General features: G+C 63.2%; 17 protein-coding genes and 1 tRNA gene. 2 read left to right on the forward strand and 16 right to left on the reverse strand.

What is annotated here, in order from left to right; all coding sequences use genetic code 11:
* Window positions 1-78 precede the first annotated feature (78 nt).
* Window positions 79-154: transfer RNA gene (locus tag ACWPMX_RS06530), tRNA-Lys, on the forward strand.
* A gap of 268 nt (window positions 155-422) precedes the next feature.
* Here ACWPMX_RS06530 and ACWPMX_RS06535 read toward each other — a convergent pair.
* From ACWPMX_RS06535 to ACWPMX_RS06595, 13 genes are all read right to left on the reverse strand, one after another.
* A complete protein-coding gene (locus ACWPMX_RS06535) occupies window positions 423-848 on the reverse strand; it encodes a hypothetical protein (protein ID WP_455699230.1) in 426 nt (141 codons plus the stop codon).
* A 28-nt stretch (window positions 849-876) separates the two neighbouring features.
* Window positions 877-1,245: a hypothetical protein gene (locus ACWPMX_RS06540; protein ID WP_455699231.1), complete on the reverse strand. Its 369-nt coding sequence runs from the start codon at window positions 1,243-1,245 to the stop codon at window positions 877-879.
* Window positions 1,242-1,667: a hypothetical protein gene (locus ACWPMX_RS06545; RefSeq protein ID WP_455699232.1), complete on the reverse strand. Its 426-nt coding sequence runs from the start codon at window positions 1,665-1,667 to the stop codon at window positions 1,242-1,244. Before ACWPMX_RS06545 ends, ACWPMX_RS06540 begins: the two co-directional genes overlap by 4 nt.
* On the reverse strand, window positions 1,664-1,894 hold the full coding sequence (locus ACWPMX_RS06550) for a hypothetical protein (RefSeq protein WP_455699233.1): 231 nt from the start codon (window positions 1,892-1,894) through the stop codon (window positions 1,664-1,666). The genes ACWPMX_RS06545 and ACWPMX_RS06550 overlap by 4 nt, the downstream gene beginning before the upstream one ends.
* Entirely contained in the window at window positions 1,891-2,685 is a 795-nt protein-coding gene (locus tag ACWPMX_RS06555) for a hypothetical protein (RefSeq protein WP_455699234.1), read from the reverse strand. The genes ACWPMX_RS06550 and ACWPMX_RS06555 overlap by 4 nt, the downstream gene beginning before the upstream one ends.
* 378 nt (window positions 2,686-3,063) lie before the next feature.
* Window positions 3,064-5,190, reverse strand: coding sequence for a DUF5906 domain-containing protein (locus ACWPMX_RS06560; protein WP_455699235.1), 2,127 nt, complete (start codon window positions 5,188-5,190; stop codon window positions 3,064-3,066).
* Between the two features lie 61 nt (window positions 5,191-5,251).
* Entirely contained in the window at window positions 5,252-5,434 is a 183-nt protein-coding gene (locus tag ACWPMX_RS06565) for a helix-turn-helix transcriptional regulator (protein WP_455699236.1), read from the reverse strand.
* 653 nt (window positions 5,435-6,087) lie between these two features.
* Entirely contained in the window at window positions 6,088-6,480 is a 393-nt protein-coding gene (locus ACWPMX_RS06570; RefSeq protein WP_455699237.1) for a hypothetical protein, read from the reverse strand.
* The gene (locus tag ACWPMX_RS06575) at window positions 6,477-7,883 is read right to left on the reverse strand and encodes a tyrosine-type recombinase/integrase (protein WP_455699238.1); all 1,407 of its coding nucleotides are present in this window, start codon (window positions 7,881-7,883) and stop codon (window positions 6,477-6,479) included. Before ACWPMX_RS06575 ends, ACWPMX_RS06570 begins: the two co-directional genes overlap by 4 nt.
* A 230-nt stretch (window positions 7,884-8,113) precedes the next feature.
* Window positions 8,114-8,278 (reverse strand): hypothetical protein, encoded by a 165-nt coding sequence (locus ACWPMX_RS06580; RefSeq protein ID WP_455699239.1) that lies wholly within the window; start codon window positions 8,276-8,278, stop codon window positions 8,114-8,116.
* 96 nt (window positions 8,279-8,374) lie between these two features.
* On the reverse strand, window positions 8,375-9,790 hold the full coding sequence (lpdA, locus tag ACWPMX_RS06585; protein ID WP_455699240.1) for a dihydrolipoyl dehydrogenase: 1,416 nt from the start codon (window positions 9,788-9,790) through the stop codon (window positions 8,375-8,377).
* Window positions 9,791-9,945: 155 nt separating this feature from the next.
* Window positions 9,946-10,323, reverse strand: coding sequence for an acyl-CoA thioesterase (locus ACWPMX_RS06590; RefSeq protein WP_455699241.1), 378 nt, complete (start codon window positions 10,321-10,323; stop codon window positions 9,946-9,948).
* Window positions 10,324-10,330: 7 nt separating this feature from the next.
* On the reverse strand, window positions 10,331-11,623 hold the full coding sequence (locus ACWPMX_RS06595; protein ID WP_455699242.1) for a pyruvate dehydrogenase complex dihydrolipoamide acetyltransferase: 1,293 nt from the start codon (window positions 11,621-11,623) through the stop codon (window positions 10,331-10,333).
* 118 nt (window positions 11,624-11,741) lie between these two features.
* Here ACWPMX_RS06595 and ACWPMX_RS06600 point away from each other — a divergent pair, with 118 nt between their 5' ends.
* On the forward strand, window positions 11,742-12,194 hold the full coding sequence (locus ACWPMX_RS06600) for a universal stress protein (protein ID WP_455699243.1): 453 nt from the start codon (window positions 11,742-11,744) through the stop codon (window positions 12,192-12,194).
* 110 nt (window positions 12,195-12,304) lie between these two features.
* On the opposite strand, the gene ACWPMX_RS06605 is transcribed toward ACWPMX_RS06600, so the two are convergent.
* The 3 genes from ACWPMX_RS06605 to proS are packed head-to-tail and all read right to left on the reverse strand — an operon-like array spanning window position 12,305 to window position 17,570.
* Window positions 12,305-14,605 carry a ribonuclease R family protein gene (locus tag ACWPMX_RS06605; RefSeq protein ID WP_455699244.1) on the reverse strand — a complete coding sequence of 767 codons (2,301 nt, stop codon included), beginning with the start codon at window positions 14,603-14,605 and terminating at the stop codon, window positions 12,305-12,307.
* Window positions 14,606-14,631: 26 nt separating this feature from the next.
* Window positions 14,632-15,990: a M28 family peptidase gene (locus ACWPMX_RS06610; RefSeq protein ID WP_455699245.1), complete on the reverse strand. Its 1,359-nt coding sequence runs from the start codon at window positions 15,988-15,990 to the stop codon at window positions 14,632-14,634.
* Window positions 15,991-16,028: 38 nt separating this feature from the next.
* Complete coding sequence (gene proS, locus ACWPMX_RS06615; protein WP_455699246.1) at window positions 16,029-17,570, reverse strand: proline--tRNA ligase; 1,542 nt, start codon at window positions 17,568-17,570, stop codon at window positions 16,029-16,031.
* Window positions 17,571-17,578: the final 8 nt, after the last annotated feature.

A 17,578-nucleotide genomic window follows, 5' to 3' on the forward strand; every position in this document is an offset into this window, starting at 1 on the left:
AACGCTGAAATCGCGGCTATATGCGCCTCTCCCGACGATTCGGGGCCGCGAGAAATTGCCGCCCCAAGCTGACGGTACGGACGCATAGCTCAGTTGGTAGAGCAGCTGACTCTTAATCAGCGGGTCCTAGGTTCGAGCCCTAGTGCGTCCACCAACTTTCTCAGATAGTTAGCTGAAATTTGAGCGCCCCGCTCTGCGGCTGGGGTAACGTACGGGGTAACGGAATCTGGGAAGGTTATCGGGCATCCCGCTTCCGGTGAACCGATGTCCGGTTGCGCGAAGGGGCCGGGGGGGTCCTCCGGCACCAAATACGTTGGATCGTTACCCGCTCGTTACCCTAGGGCCGATCGGCACCGCGTAACCCTTTCAATCCATTAGGCAATCGATGCGATGGCTCGCTGATACTCAATCAGTGTGCCATTTCACAGCGCCACGCGCTCCAGTTCACCGCCCATCCGTTCGTATAGAGCCGCAGCCGCGTCCGCTGCCTCGCGAGCGATCCAGCCTCGGTTGCCGAATAAGTCCGCCATTTGCGCGTCTAGGTCGCGATCAGTGTCATCGCGAAGCGAATGGATCAGCGCGACTCGCGGCCCGATGACTAGGACGGGCCTGCCGATGTCATCCCGCTCCACTCGCCAGCGCCGTTCGATGCGATCGAAGCGCACCTCTGCTACGGTGTGCAGCAAGCCTTTCTTGCGCGCTCGCACCATCCGCTTGATGCCGCGACACCATTGGTCCCTGTATTCGGACCATCGCAACCGGATCGCGCCGATCTCGCCGCCCAGGACGAGGACGCAACGCGGTTCGCCGATCTCGAACGCCGTCATCGGCACCTTGCTATCCGCCATGTCAGTATCCCGCTATTTTGCGCCAGCCCTAGCGGCTGGAAAATTTATCGGCTGTTCGTTTGGACGGCGTTGTGTCGCCACGCACCATGCCATCCCACACGTCTGCTATGTCGCGCGCGGTCATTGTCTCGGGTAACAAGGGAGCCGGCTGCAAACCTAGAGCCTCGCGCACGTCGCGCGGCATTGGCGGTGTCCTGTATTCACCAGAAAGAAACGCCTCATACATCGCGGCACCATCGGGATATTGCGCGGCGGCCCGGTCGCATTCTGCGCGCCAATTGTCGTATCGAACGTGCAACGCTGGCGGCAATCGATACACGCGCGCCGCTATCGGATCGATGCGTTCCGCTGCTTCGATGATCGCGCCAAGGCGTCGATTCAAACTCACCCGGCTCATTTGCGCAACGCCGAAACGAGTTGCTCAAGTTCGTCGATTTGAGCCTTGATCTCTTTCATCTCGGCAGCGTCGACTGCGGTTTTCCAGCCTTGGGCTATTCGCGCAAACTCGTCCGGTGAAATCTCGCCAGATGTTACGGCGGCGATGAGTTCATTTGGATCAGCGGTGCCGTCGAGGTCGACCGTGCGCCCGCCGCGCGGCAACGTCATGTCGAGTACGTAGCGGATCGCAGGCCAACTGTTCTGCGATATGAGCATGGCGAGTTTGCCGATCGCTAAGTCCGAAAGGTTCTGAACCGCAGCGAGCGCGCCGGACGGTTTCCTATTGCGCGCACCAGCGGGCCGTCCGCCCTGCCCCGGTTTGAATTTCCCGGCCTTGTCGCGTTCCGGTGCCCATGCCGCCTGTGTGGATTGCGTTGTCATTGTCGCACCACCTTCACGCCGCGCGACGTAAGCCATTCGGCAAGGGCATCGGTCGACGTGTAGAATTCGCGTCCTTCGCGGTGGAAGCCGGGAAAGCCCTTGTCGCGCCGCCACAGGTGCAAAACTGCCTTGGAGACGCGTAGCGCGTCCCGAACGTGCCACGCGGCTATCATCGGCGCTGCGGGCAACGTCACGGGGGACGGGAGGCGGATACCTTGCGGGTTCATAGCGAAAGCCGCTCAAATGCCGCCTGGCGCGACTCGCCGGTAATCATGGCAACGGCGGTGATGAGGGTCGCCAAAAGCGGTGAGACGGTCGCCAGCAAGTCCCGTTCGGCTTCCATCCGCTCGAAGCGTGCGGTTGCTACCTTCAACGCCGCTGCCCGATCCGGATGGCCCGCGATTGGATCATCGGGCGAAGGTGCGGTGCTGAATTCCTGCCCTCGCATGATCGCATCGGCAAGTTGGCCCTCGCCCATCGTTCGGGTGAGCCTATCGAATACATCGCGTGGCAAACCGGACGCGGCGAAACCGCCCTCCACTACCGCCGCAGCAAGCGCCGGATCGGCATTGGCAGTTTCCAGCTTCGCAGGTGTCGACAATCCCCGCCACCATGTCCGCTGCTCGGCTCGCACGGCAGGGTCGCTTTCATCTGAAAAGCGCGGAGTGTTCAGTTTGCGCCACTCGGCATCGAATTCACGCTGCGCCGCATAAGTCGCTTCAACGGTGAGCCGGTGCGGTGGCCGTAGCTTGTCATCGACCAAGCGGCGCGCTTCCTTCGAAAATCCGTCATCGGAGAGGTCGCCAGAGCGGTGCGCCAGCGTCTCGGCGATCGTCGCGAATGATGTTTGAACCTGTGTCAGAGGTCCGCCGATACGATCGTGCTGGGTCAGTTGATCGGTAAAAGCGAGCGTAGGACCGGCATTGTCGCGCTTCGGTTGCAGGATCATCACGCCGGGTGCAGGATTGGCTGTGTAGGTGAAGTTCATTTTGAGGACCCTAAGAGATTGAGCCTTCAACTTGACGTTCTAAACAATAGTTCGTCAACATCTCATCTTATAACATAAATTATGATTCGTATATCGAGACCCAACGCTTTGACGCTTTGATCGCTTTGATTTTTCCAACTCCTCCGTCAGCATGTCAGGACGATATATTTAACGGGAGGCGTTCTTATTTATATTTCATTCTCGCTCACAAATTCGAGAAAATCAAAGCGTCAAAGCGTCATCACTCTGAAACCCGCAGAAAACTGCAAAAAATCGCCGCTTCGATAGGTGCTGCAATCAAAGCGGGTTCACAGCGTCCAAGCGTAGGCCTGCGCATCGCCGTATTTAGCGGGATCAGCATTTGGCTCTTCGTTCCATAAAATGCCGCGCTTGTTGGGGTGCTGGGTATCATCCTGTAAAAAGGGCCGCCCCCGCCTGACCAATCCGGTGAAAGCCAAGCGCGCCGATCGCAGCGCCGATCGCAACTGGACCGGCATTACGGCGGTTCTCGCGAAGCAAGCGGCCCACGGCGGCAGTGTTGATCCAGCCGCCACGGAACCCATCTGCCCCATCTTCGACCGCTGCGGCGATCAGCTGCTCTAGCCAGCCCCGCCCCGCTTCGATCGCCTCCACCGTGCTAGTCGTTACAGGCGCGCGCATCGGGATCGCGCCGCGCTCTATCGGATAGCGTAACAGATAGTCGGCCACGATCTTGAGGCCGCGCCGGTGCGTTCGGTTGCCGAGAAACCCGTCATAGAGGGTCGCAAAATAGGAATCCGTCATTCCGGCCCGATCGAGGTCCGCCTTAGTCTGCAATGGGCTGTAGAATATCGCAAACCGACGATCGTTCGCGTTGATCGGGATCGCGTCTTTGTGATTCGAAAAAAACGCCCAGTTCGCCGGATTGTCCGCCTTGCGTTGGTCGACACCCTTGCCCTGTATCTCCAACGTCTCTTCGCTAATCATCGGCTTCAATGTTTCAATCAAGTCGCGCCGATCATCGGTTTTGATCTCATCGGCGATGAGGAATAGCTTGCGCTCCATCCATTGATTAAATTTCGAGCCGCTAGAGCCGAGTTCCTTTGCGTTCGGCGCATAGGTGTAGTGATTGCCGATCGCGTGAGTCATCACGTATTTGATCGCGTTCTTGCCCACGCCTTGCGCCGATTGGATCAGCGGTGCCCACGGGATTTTGAAGCCAGGAAAGCGGACGTTGTGCGCCAGATAATCGAGCAAGATTTGCCGGTCGGTTTCATCGGGGATGACGCGCGCCAAGTGATCTAGGAACGGCGCGGGATCGCCTTCCATGCGTTCGATACGCGCCGGGACGTACACGTTGACGGCGGTGCGCCCCAGTTCATCCGCAGCAATGTCGCCGGTCGGAAGGTCGGTACGGAAGGCGTAGCCGTCCACCTTGGGCACGGTCCAAAGAGTCGACCGCGTTGCCGCCTTCCACGCCTCATCGGTTGCTTTGCCGTCGCGCGATATGATGAACCGGTGCCCGCCGAAAGCCGCATTGAACGCACCAGGGCCGTACTCAATCCCCTTCCCATCCACGATGACGTTGCGCGGGCCGATTAGCGTACAATCGCGGAAATACACGCGCTGCTCATCGCTGGTTAGAAATTCGCCAAAGGACTGTGCGCCCGCCCCGTCTCCGAATGCCGCGCGCGCCGCCGCAACGGGTGCGAAACGTCGCAAGAATCCCCAACCCAGCGCCGTTCCTTTGTCGAGCGAGCGCCACAGCTTGTCATTGTCGGCAAGGCTGTTGCCCTCAAAGCGAGCGCACCAGCGGTCCCACGCATCGCGCCCGCCCCCAGCGCCACGATATGCGGCAGTGAGATTGCGCCATTGATCGCGGTCGCATTCGTTCGGATCGATCTCATCCAACGCCGCTTCGACAATCGTAGTATCGACGGTTGGCAAGGTGCCAAGCGGTTGCCGTTGCCCAACAGATTGAGCGGGGCCGATCGGCGCGATCCCTTGCACGGTATCGAGTGGCGCGCCGCCTATTGGATAGCATTGCATCGGCTCGCCATCGTCAACCGCGCCCACATAGAATGCTTGCGAGGCGACGAACGTTTCAGTTGCCAGGACGCCGCCTAATGCGCCGTTGAGCCGCGCGGCCATAGCGTGACGCTCGGCAGGTGCGACAGGCTGCGATAGCGGGCACCAAACGCGCCAGCGCGGCGCATCGGGCCGGTGCGATGGTGTGGTAACGATCAAGCCGCAAATGCCCGCCGTACCCAGCTGCCCAGCCGCAATGGCAGGATGAACCGCTTCGCCGTCATAGTCGCCTTCGATCCCATAGACCGCTTCAAGGGTCTCATTGCTGCGGTGATCCCGCGCGAACGTCGCCAGCTTGATCAGGGGCAGTTCCGCCTTGGACGGTGCGCGCCGATCAGGTGACGTGATCCATTCCACCAGTTGCGGCCATGTCAGCGCGTATCGCGCGCCGGTGGCGACGTTGAACCGCTCAAAGTGCGTGAAGGTGAGCGGGCCTTGCGCCTCCACACCAGATTCTTTATCCGTCATGTTCTCGATCGCGTTAAGGCCCGCTGCGCATCGAACTGCGCGGCGGGCTTTTTCGTGCAGGTCAGGCGTTCACAGTCTTGCGGTCGTTCCACCACGAATTGACTTCTGCGGTGCGCCAATAGCGGCGGTGATTGACCTTTACGGGTTTGGGAAAATCAGCGTCCTTTAGCCAACGCCAAAGGGTCATATCGCTAACGTTGCCGCAGGTTTCGCGAACCTGTTTGGAATTCAGCATCGGGTCCATTTTTGCCGCTCCAGTTATATCAAGGGACGGCTCGCGATTATCGTCACAGCGCGAGAAAATGCACCAGCCGATTTACGCAAAGAAATCTTAGTTGATTGCGCAAAATGGGGGGCGTTTAGCCCCCCAAAGTCTGCACCAGGCTGTTATGGATTATCAGAAAGCGCGGATCGACTAAGAGGCCATGCTGTAGGACATGAACGCCTCCGCCTCTCTCTGCGCGTCGATCAAGTGGAATGCAGCACGGTCAGACTGCGCGACAGAGTTGCCGCGCGCGTCGTAAATGAACCAGTGTCAATCGCCACGTAGGTCAGGCAGATAATAGACGTTGTAAGGACGCATAACCGATCTCCCTTTTGGGGATGGGCCATGGTCGCGAAGGTTATCAAACCGGGCTTTGGTATGTGTGTTAGCTTCGAGAGGTCAATCGGCGCCCGTTTTATCGCTTTCGTTGTGGGTCGATCGGTTCTTATTATCAGCGAAAATTGATAGGCTCTCGGACTTACTCAAAAACTGTCTGCCGCAGTGTTATCGCAACCGTTTGTGCGTCTTTCGCGTCTTTATGGTGGTTCGTATGCGGGCATGGTGCGCCTCCTTTCTAGGGTGCGCAACCATGTTCGAACAAATGTGGAACGTCGGCAAGCTTTGAGTGATCGTTATCCCCGTTCGAATTGCGCGATCGCCTTGTCGCGCTGACGGCGCAAACGGATGTATTTTTCGACCGTGCGAATTGATTTGATGTTCTGCTCCGCCTGCACCAGTTTCTTCGCTTCGGTGTGTTGCCGTCCTTGTGCGATCAGATCGTCGTAGCGTTCTACAACTCGTCGAACCTCGGGGTGCCCTGCGTCCTTTTCCCGCCTTCCGACTTTGCCGCCAATGTCGCCGCGCGCATGTTCTGCCAATCGTTCTATCATCATTGCAAGCGCATCACGCTCGCCTGCGTCCAGCGTCCGATTCGAATCGCGTAGGATCGCGGCCATAGCGGTCGCGTTTCCGTTTAGCGCCTGCCATTGAGCATCGCTGAAATCACGATCGATCGCGTATATCACGCCGCCTCCCTCGTCTCGGCTGGCGCATCGAGCGCCGCCACGTATTGCGCCCATGCTTTGCTACCGCTTTGCAACGCGATGGCGCACGGTTGCCATGCCTCATCGCTGCCGTGGATCGTCTCTTTGATTCGCCGCGTGTCCCGCAATCGGGTGAACGTGTCGCGCGCCGTATCGTGTGCCACCACGTCCACCACGAAACGGGTCCACGCGGTGAGCGCATGGCCGCGCTCTTCGCGGTATTCGTGCCGCGCATAGACGCCCGCCACGCCCGCCTTTTTGCCGCTGCGGTGATTGAGTAGCGCCTCGGTCACTTCTTGAGGGACGCCTAAGGATTCCAGCCCCGTTGCGAACGTCCGTCGCAAATCGTGCAATCGCCAAGGTTCCGCAGCATCGACCGATGAATCGAGCCGGGCCTTCGCCTTGCCGAAACCGGAAAAAGGGGTCTTGCCTGTTGTGGTGAATATCAGCCCGTCTTTGCCGATACGCTTTACCGCGTCGATTTCCGAAAGGACGGCAGGGGTGAGCGGGACGGGATTCGGCTTGCCATTCTTCGAGCGGGCAGCGGGCACCGTCCAAATATCCTGCCGCCGATCGATCTCACCCTCTCGCATCCCCGCGACCTCCTCGCGCCTTTGTCCGGTGAGGATCAGGACGCGCACGATAGCGCCGAAAGGCTCGCCAACGTTCGCCGCAGCGTTCCAAATTGTCGCGAGTTCATCCCACGAAAGGACGCGATCGCGACTGTTGACGGGGTTCGGCATTTCAAATCCGGCATAGGGGTTCACAGCGACAATCTTGCGTTCTTTCGCCGCGCACCATTTCCAGAATTTCGACAAGGTACGGTGCAAGGCATTCGCCATGCTAGGCGCACCGCCCGCTGTCAGCCTGTCAACCGGAGCGCGGATTTCATCGTCGCGCAATTCGGCAATAGGACGGTCGCCTAGGTCGGTGAGTAAGTATCGCTCTAACTGCCGCTCCGTCTCCGCCCATGATCGATTTCTCGGCTTGGCATACTCGGCAATGAACCTCTCCACAGCCTGCCGCAATGTGAGCCGATCAGCGCGCACCGCGCGGGCCGTTGGATCGTCGCCATGCGCCGCACGAATGCGCGCCCTATCCGCTGCAATCCGCGCCTCTGCCAACGTGTGAGGCTCGCCTAGCGGCAAATCGTCGATCTCGCTTTCGCGGGCTTCGAGAACGGGACCTATGGTGAGTTTCTTCGGCTTGCCGTCATACCGAAACCGCAACGCCCACGATTTTGCGCCGGACGGTTGCACCACCAAAAAGAGGCCGCGCGATTTTCCATCGGGTATTTCAGTGCGTACAAGCGGGCCGTTCGGATCGGCTTTTGCCGGATAGGCCTTCGCGTTGCGGACTGCCGTTGCCGATAAATCTCTAGCCATGCACCCTCCGGGGTAACGCGAGGGTAACAAGCGCAGCGGGATTGCTACTGTTACCCTGCGTTCGTAACAGCGCATCACATGCGGGAGAAATCACGGTAATTCAAGCGATTTGAGCGGCTGGGACCTTCTAACATGTGCGGCACTGTTAGACCCCAAATTTTAACTCTTAATCAGCGGGTCCTAGGTTCGAGCCCTTGTGCGTCCACCACCCTCCTCCATTTCTGGCTTCTTCAGGACAATGCTTCCTGGTCGGGGATGAGGATCGCGCGGTCGAGCAGTTCGGGGCGCAAGCGACGCATCCAGTGAGCACCAGTCATGCGCGGCGAAGGATGCTCGTTTTGCAAGTGGCCTGGGCGTTCGCCCGACGACGGGCGGTCTTCGATCTCGAATTCCATCGGGCAAATCCTCTCTCGATCGGGCAATGACCGACAGAAGCGCGTGTTCCGCGATTTTGCGACGAATTGCAGGGACTTGCGACGAATCGCCAGACCTTAGATGTGCAGCGCGCGGCCGTATGCGGCGAGCACGCTTTCGTGCATCGATTCGCTGATCGTCGGGTGCGGGAAGACCGTCTGCATCAGTTCCGCCTCGGTCGTCTCGAGCGTCTTGCCGATGACATAGCCCTGGATCATCTCGGTCACTTCAGCGCCGACCATATGCGCGCCCAGCAGCTCGCCGGTCTTGGCGTCGAAGACGGTCTTCACGAAGCCCTCCGCCTCGCCCAGCGCGATGGCCTTACCGTTGCCGATGAAGGGGAACGTGCCGGCCTTCACGGCGTAACCTGCCTCCTTGGCCTTCGCTTCGGTCAGGCCGACGCTGGCGATCTGCGGGTGGCAATAGGTGCAGCCCGGAATGTTGCCGCGGTCGAGCGGGTGCGGGTGGACGTCCTTGTTGCCGAGTTCCTTGGCGATCGCCTCGGCAGTAGTGACACCTTCGTGGCTTGCCTTGTGCGCCAGCCACGGGCCGGGCGTGCAGTCGCCGATCGCCCAAAGCCCCTTGGCCTTGGTGCGGCCGTAGGGATCGATCTGGATGAAGCCGCGGTCCATCTCGACCAACTTGTCGAGGCCGATATTCTCGGTGTTCGGCACGATGCCCACGGCGACGATGCAGTGGCTGAACTCGTTTTCGGCGACTTTGCCCGCCTTGTCCTTGATCTTCGCCTTCACACCGGTCGGCCCGACGGCAAGCGCCTCGACCCCCGCGCCGGTCATGATCGTCATGCCCTGCTTGGTCAGTGCCTTTTCGAGGAAGGCGGACACGTCCGCGTCCTCCACCGGCACCACGCGGTCAAGCATTTCGACCACGGTCACGTCGCAGCCCATGTCGTTGTAGAAGCTGGCGAACTCGATCCCGATCGCGCCGCTGCCGATCACCAGCAATTTCTTCGGCATTTCGGTGGGCGTCATCGCGTGGCGATAGGTCCACACGCGCTTGCCGTCGGACTTGGCGAACGGCAGCTCGCGGGCCCGCGCGCCAGTGGCGACGATGATGTGCTTGGCGGAGAGTTTCTCCTCTCCCTTTTCGCCCTTCACGGTCAGACTGGTGGGGCCGGTCAGCGCGCCCTCGCCCATGTGGACCGCGATCTTATTCTTCTTCATCAGGTGCGTGACGCCGGCGTTGAGCTGCTTGGCCACGCCGCGACTGCGCTTCACGACCGCCTCGAGGTCCGCCTCGATCGTGCCCGCGATCTTCAGGCCGTAGTCCTTGGCGTGCTGCGCGTAGTGGAGGATCTCGGCCGAGCGCAGCAGCGCCTTGGTCGGAATGCACCCCCAATTGAGGCAGATGCCGCCGAGCAACTCGCGCTCCACGATCGCGGTCTTGAGGCCGAGCTGCGCGCAGCGGATCGCCGCAACGTAGCCGCCGGGGCCACTGCCGAGCACGATGACGTCGTATTGGGTGTCAGCCATGAAAATCGGGTCTCTCGAAAGCCAAAGTATACACGAAAGTTACACCTGAACCGCGGCGTTGATCGGGCTGCGGTTCGGGCGGAACCGGCACGCATCGGTCGCCGCGCGCCGCGCCGTGGACGGCATGGCACAGGGGTGATGCTGTAGGAAAACGATCATTGCGCCTGCCCCACGCGGACAGGTCGCGGGGTGCCGTCTTCATCGGCCAGCACGAACACGAAAGTGCCCTTGCAGACCAGCTTCGTCGCCTCGCCGTGCCGCTCCCGTGCGATGCCCTCGACAGCGATGGTGATCGAGGTGCGCCCTTCGGACGCGATCTCGCCATAGATATTGAGTTCGTCCCCGCACAGCATGGCGGCGGGGAAGCCGAAGTCGCTCGCCGCGACCACATTGGCCCGCCCCTGCCCGACTCGGCTGGCAAGACTGCCCGCCCCGAGTGCCATCTGGCTCATCAGCCAACCGCCAAACACGCCGCCGTATGGGTTCATGTCCGTCGGCATCGCGGTGACGCGGATGAGGGGGTCGCGGCTCATGGCCCGCTCAGGCGACGAGGCCGAGCGGTGCCTCGACCAGTTCCTTGAACACCTTCATCAGCTCCGCACCGTCGGCGCCGTCGATCGCGCGGTGGTCGAAGCTGCCGGTGGCGCTCATGACGGTGGCGACGCCGAGTGCGTCGTCGACAATGTAGGGGCGTTTCTCGCCAGCGCCGATCGCCATGATCATGCCCTGCGGCGGATTGATCACCGCCTCGAACTGCTTGATCCCGTACATGCCCATGTTCGACAGGCTGGCGGTGCCGCCCTGGAATTCGTCGAGCTTGAGCTTGCCCTCTTTAGCGCGACTGGCGAGGTCCTTCATCTCGGTGCTGATCGCGCTGACCGACTTGGACCCGGCATCCTTTACGATCGGGGTGATGAGGCCGCTGGGGATCGACACCGCTACCGAAATGTCGGCACGGGTGAAGGTGAGCAGTTCGTCGCCCGCGTACTGCACGTTGCACTTGGGCACCGCGAGCAGCGACTTCGCCAGCGCCTTGATCAGCAGGTCGTTGACCGACAGCTTCACGCCCTGGCTCTCGAGCGCCTTGTTGAGATCCCCGCGCAGCTTGAGCAGCGCATCGAGGCGGACGTCCACCGTCAGGTAGATGTGCGGCACCTGCTGCTTTGATTCGGTCAGGCGGCGCGCGATGGTCTTGCGCATCGAGCTGAGCTTTTCCGAGGTATGCGGGATGCCGAAATCCTGCGCGACGGACGCGGCAGGAGCCGGAGCAGCGGCCGGCGCAGCGCTGGCTGCGGGGGCAGCGGCAGTCGCTGCAGCACCGGGCTGCGCACCCTCGACGTCGGCCTTCACGATGCGGCCGTTGGGGCCGGTGCCCTTCACGCCCGCAAGGTCGATGCCCTTCTGCTCCGCGATCCGCTTGGCGAGCGGAGAGGCGATCACGCGGTCGCCGGCGGGCTTGGTTGCGGCAGCAGCCGGTGCCGGTGCCGGAGCAGGTGTGGGTGCAGGGGCAGCAGCGGGCGCGGCCTTCGCCTCTTCCTTGTCCGGAGCAGGCGTCGGTGCGGGCGTAGCGACCGGTGCCGAAGCATCCTCGCCCTCACCCGCCAGCATCGCGATCACGGTGCCGACCTTCACGCCTTCGGTGCCCTCGGCCACTTCGATCTTCGCAATCGTGCCTTCGTCGACCGCTTCGAATTCCATGGTCGCCTTGTCGGTCTCGATCTCGGCCATCACGTCGCCTGCGCTGACCGTGTCGCCTTCCTTGACCAGCCACCTGGCTAGCGTGCCCTCTTCCATCGTCGGGCTGAGGGCGGGCATCTTGATCGGAGTCGGCATGGGTGTCCTTCACTGGGGAGTGATCCGCGCCCGCTTTGGCAAAGCCGTAGCGTCACCGCAAGCGGCTTGCCCTGAATACGATTTCCGCCGATATCGGCACCTGCGAGAGGTGGGATCGATGCGCGTCTATCTGGTAATCATGGACGAGACCGACGAGGCGCTGCGCGCGCTGCGCTTTGCCAGTCGACGCGCGACCAAGACCGGCGGATCGGTCCACATCCTGGCGCTCGTCCAGCGCGAGAATTTCAATGCGTTCGGTGCGATCCAGGCCACCATCGAACAGGAAGCGCGCGACCGTGCGGAAATGGTCGCTTCGAGCGCAGCGGGTTCGCTGTTCGCCGAAAGCGGCAAGATGCCGGTGATCGCGGTCAAAACCGGCGATGCGCAAACGGTGATCAAGGAATACCTCGAAGAGCATCCCGAGGTCGCCGCGCTCGTGCTGGGGGCGGCGGCAGACGGCGGACCGGGTCCCCTGGTCACGCACTTTTCGGCTCACGCCGGCCACCTTGCCTGCCCGCTTTTCGTGGTGCCGGGCGGCCTCAGCGACGAGGATATCGACCGGCTTTCCTGATCTTCGAACCCGCCTCCGCGGGTCCGTCCTCGCTAGACGCGCAGGCAAGCTGCGCCCGCTGCGGGCGGCCGTTCGGCCTTGCGGTCGATGCAATCGACCGACGCTGTGTCCTATTTCGTTCGGCCCCGACCTTGGTGACGGATGTTGCCCGGACGGCCCCGTGTGCCTTGCACAGGCTTCGGTTTGACCTTGGGCGGCGGTCGATTGCCGCGCGGTTCGATGCGCCCCTCTCCATCGGGCAGTTCGAACTTCAGCGCCCCGGTCAGCGGATTGGCCTCGGCGAGCCGCAGTTCGAGGCGGTCGCCCGGTTTGTAGGCCGTGCCGCTGTCGTCGCCGACGAGGCGCTGCGCACCTTCCTCCCAGCGAAAATGCTCACGGCCGAGAGTCGAGACCGGGACCAGCCCGTCGCCGCCGAGGCCAACTATCGTGGCGAAGAACCCGAAGCTGGTGACGCCGGTGATCCGCGTCGCGAACACCTCACCCACGCGCCCCGCGAGCCATGCGGCGACATAGCGGTCGATCGTCTCGCGCTCGGCCTCCATCGCCACGCGCTCGGCGCGGCTGATGGCCTCCGATACCTTGGAAAGGTCCGCGCGGTCTCGGTCGCTGAGGCCGCTCGTCTCGGGCAGGCCCGTCGGCGGCTTCGGTTGTTCGAGCTTGTAGGCATCGACCAGCGCGCGGTGGACCAGCAGGTCGGCGTATCGACGGATCGGCGATGTGAAGTGCGCATAGCTGCCCAGCGCCAGGCCGAAGTGCCCTGCGTTCGCCGGACCGTAATAGGCCTGCGTCTGGCTGCGCAGCACCGCTTCCATCACCTGCGCCTTCTCGGCGTCGTCGGCGATGTCCTTGAGCATCCGGTTGAACAGGCTGGGCGTGATGACTTGCCCGAGCGCGAGCGAGTGCCCGAAGGTCTTCATGTAATCGCGCAGCGCGATCAGTTTCTCGCGGCCCGGTGCCTCGTGTACTCGGTAGACGACAGGCGCGGTCTTCGCCTCCAGCGCCTTTGCCGCGGCGACATTGGCAGCGATCATGAAGTCCTCGACCACGCGGTGCGCATCGAGCCGTTCGCGGATGGCGATTTCCGAGATGCGGCCCTGATCGTCGAGGCGGACCTGCCTCTCCGGCAATTCGAGGTCGAGCGGATCGCGTTCGCTGCGCGCCGCGGCAAGCAGCTTCCACGCCCCCCACAGGTGGGTCAGGAATTCGCGCGGTGATTCGCCGTCGACCTCCGCCTGTGCGTCTTCGTAGGCGATGTTGTGCGCGATGCGGACCAGCGCGCGGGTGAAGCGCCACTTCGTCACCTTGCCCTCCGGCGAAATGCGCAGGTGGCAGGCCATCGCCGCGCGATCCGCGCCTTCCTTGAGGCTGCAGACGTCGGCGCTCAGCACCTCGGGGAGCATCGGGACGACGCGGTCGGGGAAGTATACGGAATTGCCGCGCTTCCGCGCCTCGCGGTCGAGCTGGCCGCCCGGGCGAACGTAGAACGAGACGTCGGCGATCGCGACGAGCGCGTTATAGCCGCCCTCGCCATCGGGTTCGGCCCAGATCGCATCGTCGTGGTCGCGCGCGTCGGCGGGGTCGATCGCCACGATGGGGAGGTTGCGCAGGTCCTCGCGGTGGTCGGACGACAGCGGCAGCTTCGCGGCGCGCTGCGCCTCGGTCAACACCTCCTCGCCGAAGACGTGCGGAATGCCGTGCTTGGCGATGGCGATGAGGCTGAAGGCGCGCGGCGCCAGCGGGTCGCCGAGGACCTCGACCACTTTCACCCCCGAGCGCGGCGACTTGCCTGCGGGTTCGGCGAGCACCAGTTGCCCCTCTTCCGCGCCGCCGAGGTCGGCGATCGGCGCGGACGTGCGAACCCGCTTGTCGACTGGCGCGAGCCAACCCTTGCCGGTGCGGTCGATCTCGACCACGCCCATCAACCCGTCGGTGCGCGCGGGCAGCTTCTTCATAGGATGCGCGGTCAGGCCGCGCCCCGTTTCCTCGGTGCGCGCGAGAATGCGGTCGCCGACCTTGAGAGCGGGGAAGCGGTTGCCGCTCCCCCGCTTATCCTTCCTGCCTTCGATCACCCGCAGGCGCGGCGGCGGCGCGCCGTCGTCGGGCGACCAGGCATCGGGGATCGCATAGGGTTCACCGTCCTCGATCTCGAGCACGCGCAGGACGGTCACCTTCGGCACCCCGCCCATTCGGTGGTAGGCGGTCTTCTTGCCGTCGATCAGGCCTTCCTCGGCCATGTCCTTGAGGAGCGCCTTGAGAGCGATCTTCTCCTGCCCCTTGAGGCCGAACGCCTTGGCGATCTCGCGCTTGCCGGCGATCGTGGGACTGGACTGGAGGAATTCGAGCACTTGCGCCCGGCTTGGCATTCCGTGACTTTGGCCGTGTGTGCGGCCCGTCTTGTTGTTCTGTTTCATTGACCGTGAATATGGGGGCAGCCGAGCTATTTGTCACCCGCAGGCTTGGCGATCGGCGCGAAGGCCCCGCCCGGCACCGCGCTGGCGAACGGGCTGCAGGCGCCGTCCGCCGAACAGGCGCTCACGCCGAAGATCCAGTCGTCGCCGCGAATCTTGGCGACATGGCTGAACGGCGTCGTCTTCGCCGGAACCGCCGGCGACGCGGTCTCGCGACTGGCAATCGCGATGTCGGTCGACCAGTCGGCCTCGTTCGTCCGCCGGGCCTTGAGCACGTAAGTCGCCGCGCCGGGCACGTCGCTCCATTCTAGCAGGGTATCGTTGCGCACCGCTGCATCGGCCTTGAGCACCGGGGGCAATGGCGCGCGGGCCAGCCGGTCGAGTGCCCGCACGTTGAGTGCGGTGACCTTGGCGAGGTAGCCGAAGTCCATCGCGTCGATCGTGTCGCCGTAATGCACGTCACCCTCGGTGCGCAGGTCCTGGTGCTGCTTGTCGTAATTCTCGACCGCGACAGAAAAGCGGATCGCGGGATAGCCCTTGTCGAGGAACGGCAGGTGGTCCCCGCCCCGGCCCATGCGGTCGGCACGCCAGATCGGGCGGACCTGCAACGCTTGGCTGTCGATCCCGTCGAGCCAGCGGGACAGGTTGCGGCTCGGACTGTCGTTCTCGCCCGCAAAGCGGCGCTGGTCCGCACGGGTCTTGTCGTCGAGGTCCGCGCGCGGCCCTTCGCTGAAAACGCGGACGTGGGCAGGATCGCAATAGCCATCGCTGCTGCACGAGTTACCGACGATGTCGTTGTTGAGCACCGCCTTGACGGTCCAGCCCTGCTCCGCCGCATAATCGGCGAGAAGCTGCCCGCCGTGAAGGCCCTGCTCCTCGCCCGATAGCAGCGCGTAGACGATCGTCGTCGGATATTTGTTCTTGGACAGAACCCGCGCCGCCTCCAGCACCAACGCGGTACCGCTGCCGTCGTCGTTCGCGCCCGGCGCGTCGGAGGTGAAGTCCATCACATCGGAGACGCGGCTGTCGATGTGTCCCTGCACGATCACGACCTCGTTCGGTCGCTCGGTCCCGCGCTGGATCGCCACGACGTTGACGAGCCGCGTCGGCGTCGGGATGCGCGCACCGCTGACCATGCGCTCGGGTAGAACGATCTCGAGGCAGTTGCCGCACGCCTTGCCGGTCTTGCGGAACTCCGCCTCGCCCCAACGCCGCGCCGCTCCGATACCGCGCGTCTTGCTGACCTGGTCGGACAGCGTGTGCCGCGTGCCGAAACCGACCAGCTTTTCGACATCGGCCTTGAGGCGAGCCTCTGAAACTGGTTCATCGGCAGCGGCAAGAGGGGCGGCCGCGACAAGCGCCGCGCCGAGCAAAAAGCGTGAAGTCATGGGGCCTTGTCGATCAGCCCCGCGCGCTTGGCAAGCGGTCAGTATGCCTTCGCGACGAGCACCCGCTCGACCGCCGGTTCGCCGGTGAACACGCACGCACCGTCCGCCGCAGCCGCGCCGATCGGCACGTTGCGCAGTGTGAGCTTGAGCGCCTTGAGCTTCTCGGTCACCGCCTCGAGCGCGGCACCGGTCGGCTTCGACCATTGCACTTCGAGCCAGCCCGGGTTCTTCTGCCCTTCGGCAAAGTAGGCGGAGAGACCCGCAAAGTCGGTCACGCCGCGTTCGATGCGGGTGTCGCGCACCGCGGCGGCATCGGCCAGCAAGCTCGCCTGCATAGCCTCGAGCATCTTCGGTATCATCGCTGCAGCTTCATCAAGCGAAGGCGCGGCGAAATCGGGCTTGCCGTTGTCGGCCCACAGCGCGTCGCGGCGCAGCAGGCTGACCTTGCCGCCCTCCATGTCGCGTCCGCCGACCTCGACGATCAGCGGCGCGCCCTTGCGCACCCAGTCCCACCGCTTGGCGGCGGCCTTGCCCGGCTTGGTGTCGAGCAGCACCCGCACGGGTTCGCGCAGCGCGTTGCTGACGGCGAGCTTCGCACGCAGGCCCTCGCAATAAGCGATCAGCGCGGCATCGCCTTCATCCTCGCGCAGCATGGGTACGATCACGACCTGCCACGGCGCAATCGCCGGCGGGACCTTGAGCCCGTCGTCGTCGCCGTGGACCATGATCACCCCGCCGATCATGCGGGTGGAGACGCCCCAGCTCGTGGTATGAGCGAGCTGCTGGCCGCCTTCGCGGTCCTGGAACTTGATCCCGCTCGCTTCGGCGAAATTGGTGCCGAGGTAGTGGCTGGTGCCGGCCTGCAGCGCCTTGCCGTCCTGCATCATCGCCTCGATCGACCACGTCTCGACCGCTCCGGGAAAACGCTCGTTCTCGGGCTTTTCGCCCGCGATCACCGGCAGCGCGAGGTCTTCCTCGGCGCAGGCGCGATAGACCTCGAGCATGCGGAGCGTGTGCTCCTTGGCCTCGGTCGCGGTTTCGTGCGCTGTATGGCCTTCCTGCCAAAGGAACTCGCTCGTCCGCAGGAACATCCGCGTGCGCATTTCCCAGCGCATGACGTTGGCCCACTGGTTCAGCTTGAGCGGCAAGTCGCGCCACGACTGCACCCAGCGCGCCATGGCGTCGCCGATAATGGTTTCGGACGTCGGCCGGATGACGAGCGGTTCTTCCAGCTTCGCGGCGGGATCGGGCACCAGCCCGCCCTTCCCGTCGGCGATCAGCCGGTGGTGGGTGACGACGGCCATTTCCTTGGCGAACCCTTCGACGTGCTCGGCCTCGCGCTCGAAGTTCTTCAGCGGAATGAGCAGCGGGAAATAGGCGTTGTCGTGTCCGGTCGCCTTGATCCGGTCGTCCAGCAGGCGCTGGATGCGTTCCCAGATGCCATAGCCCCACGGCTTGATGACCATGCACCCGCGCACGCCAGATTCCTCGGCCATGTCGGCAGCGGAGATGACCTCCTGGTACCAGGCGGCAAAGTCATCGGCGCGCTTGACCGAAAGGGCGTGGCGGATCTGGGACACAGGAATTG

Source organism: Tsuneonella sp. HG094, assembly GCF_053819285.1.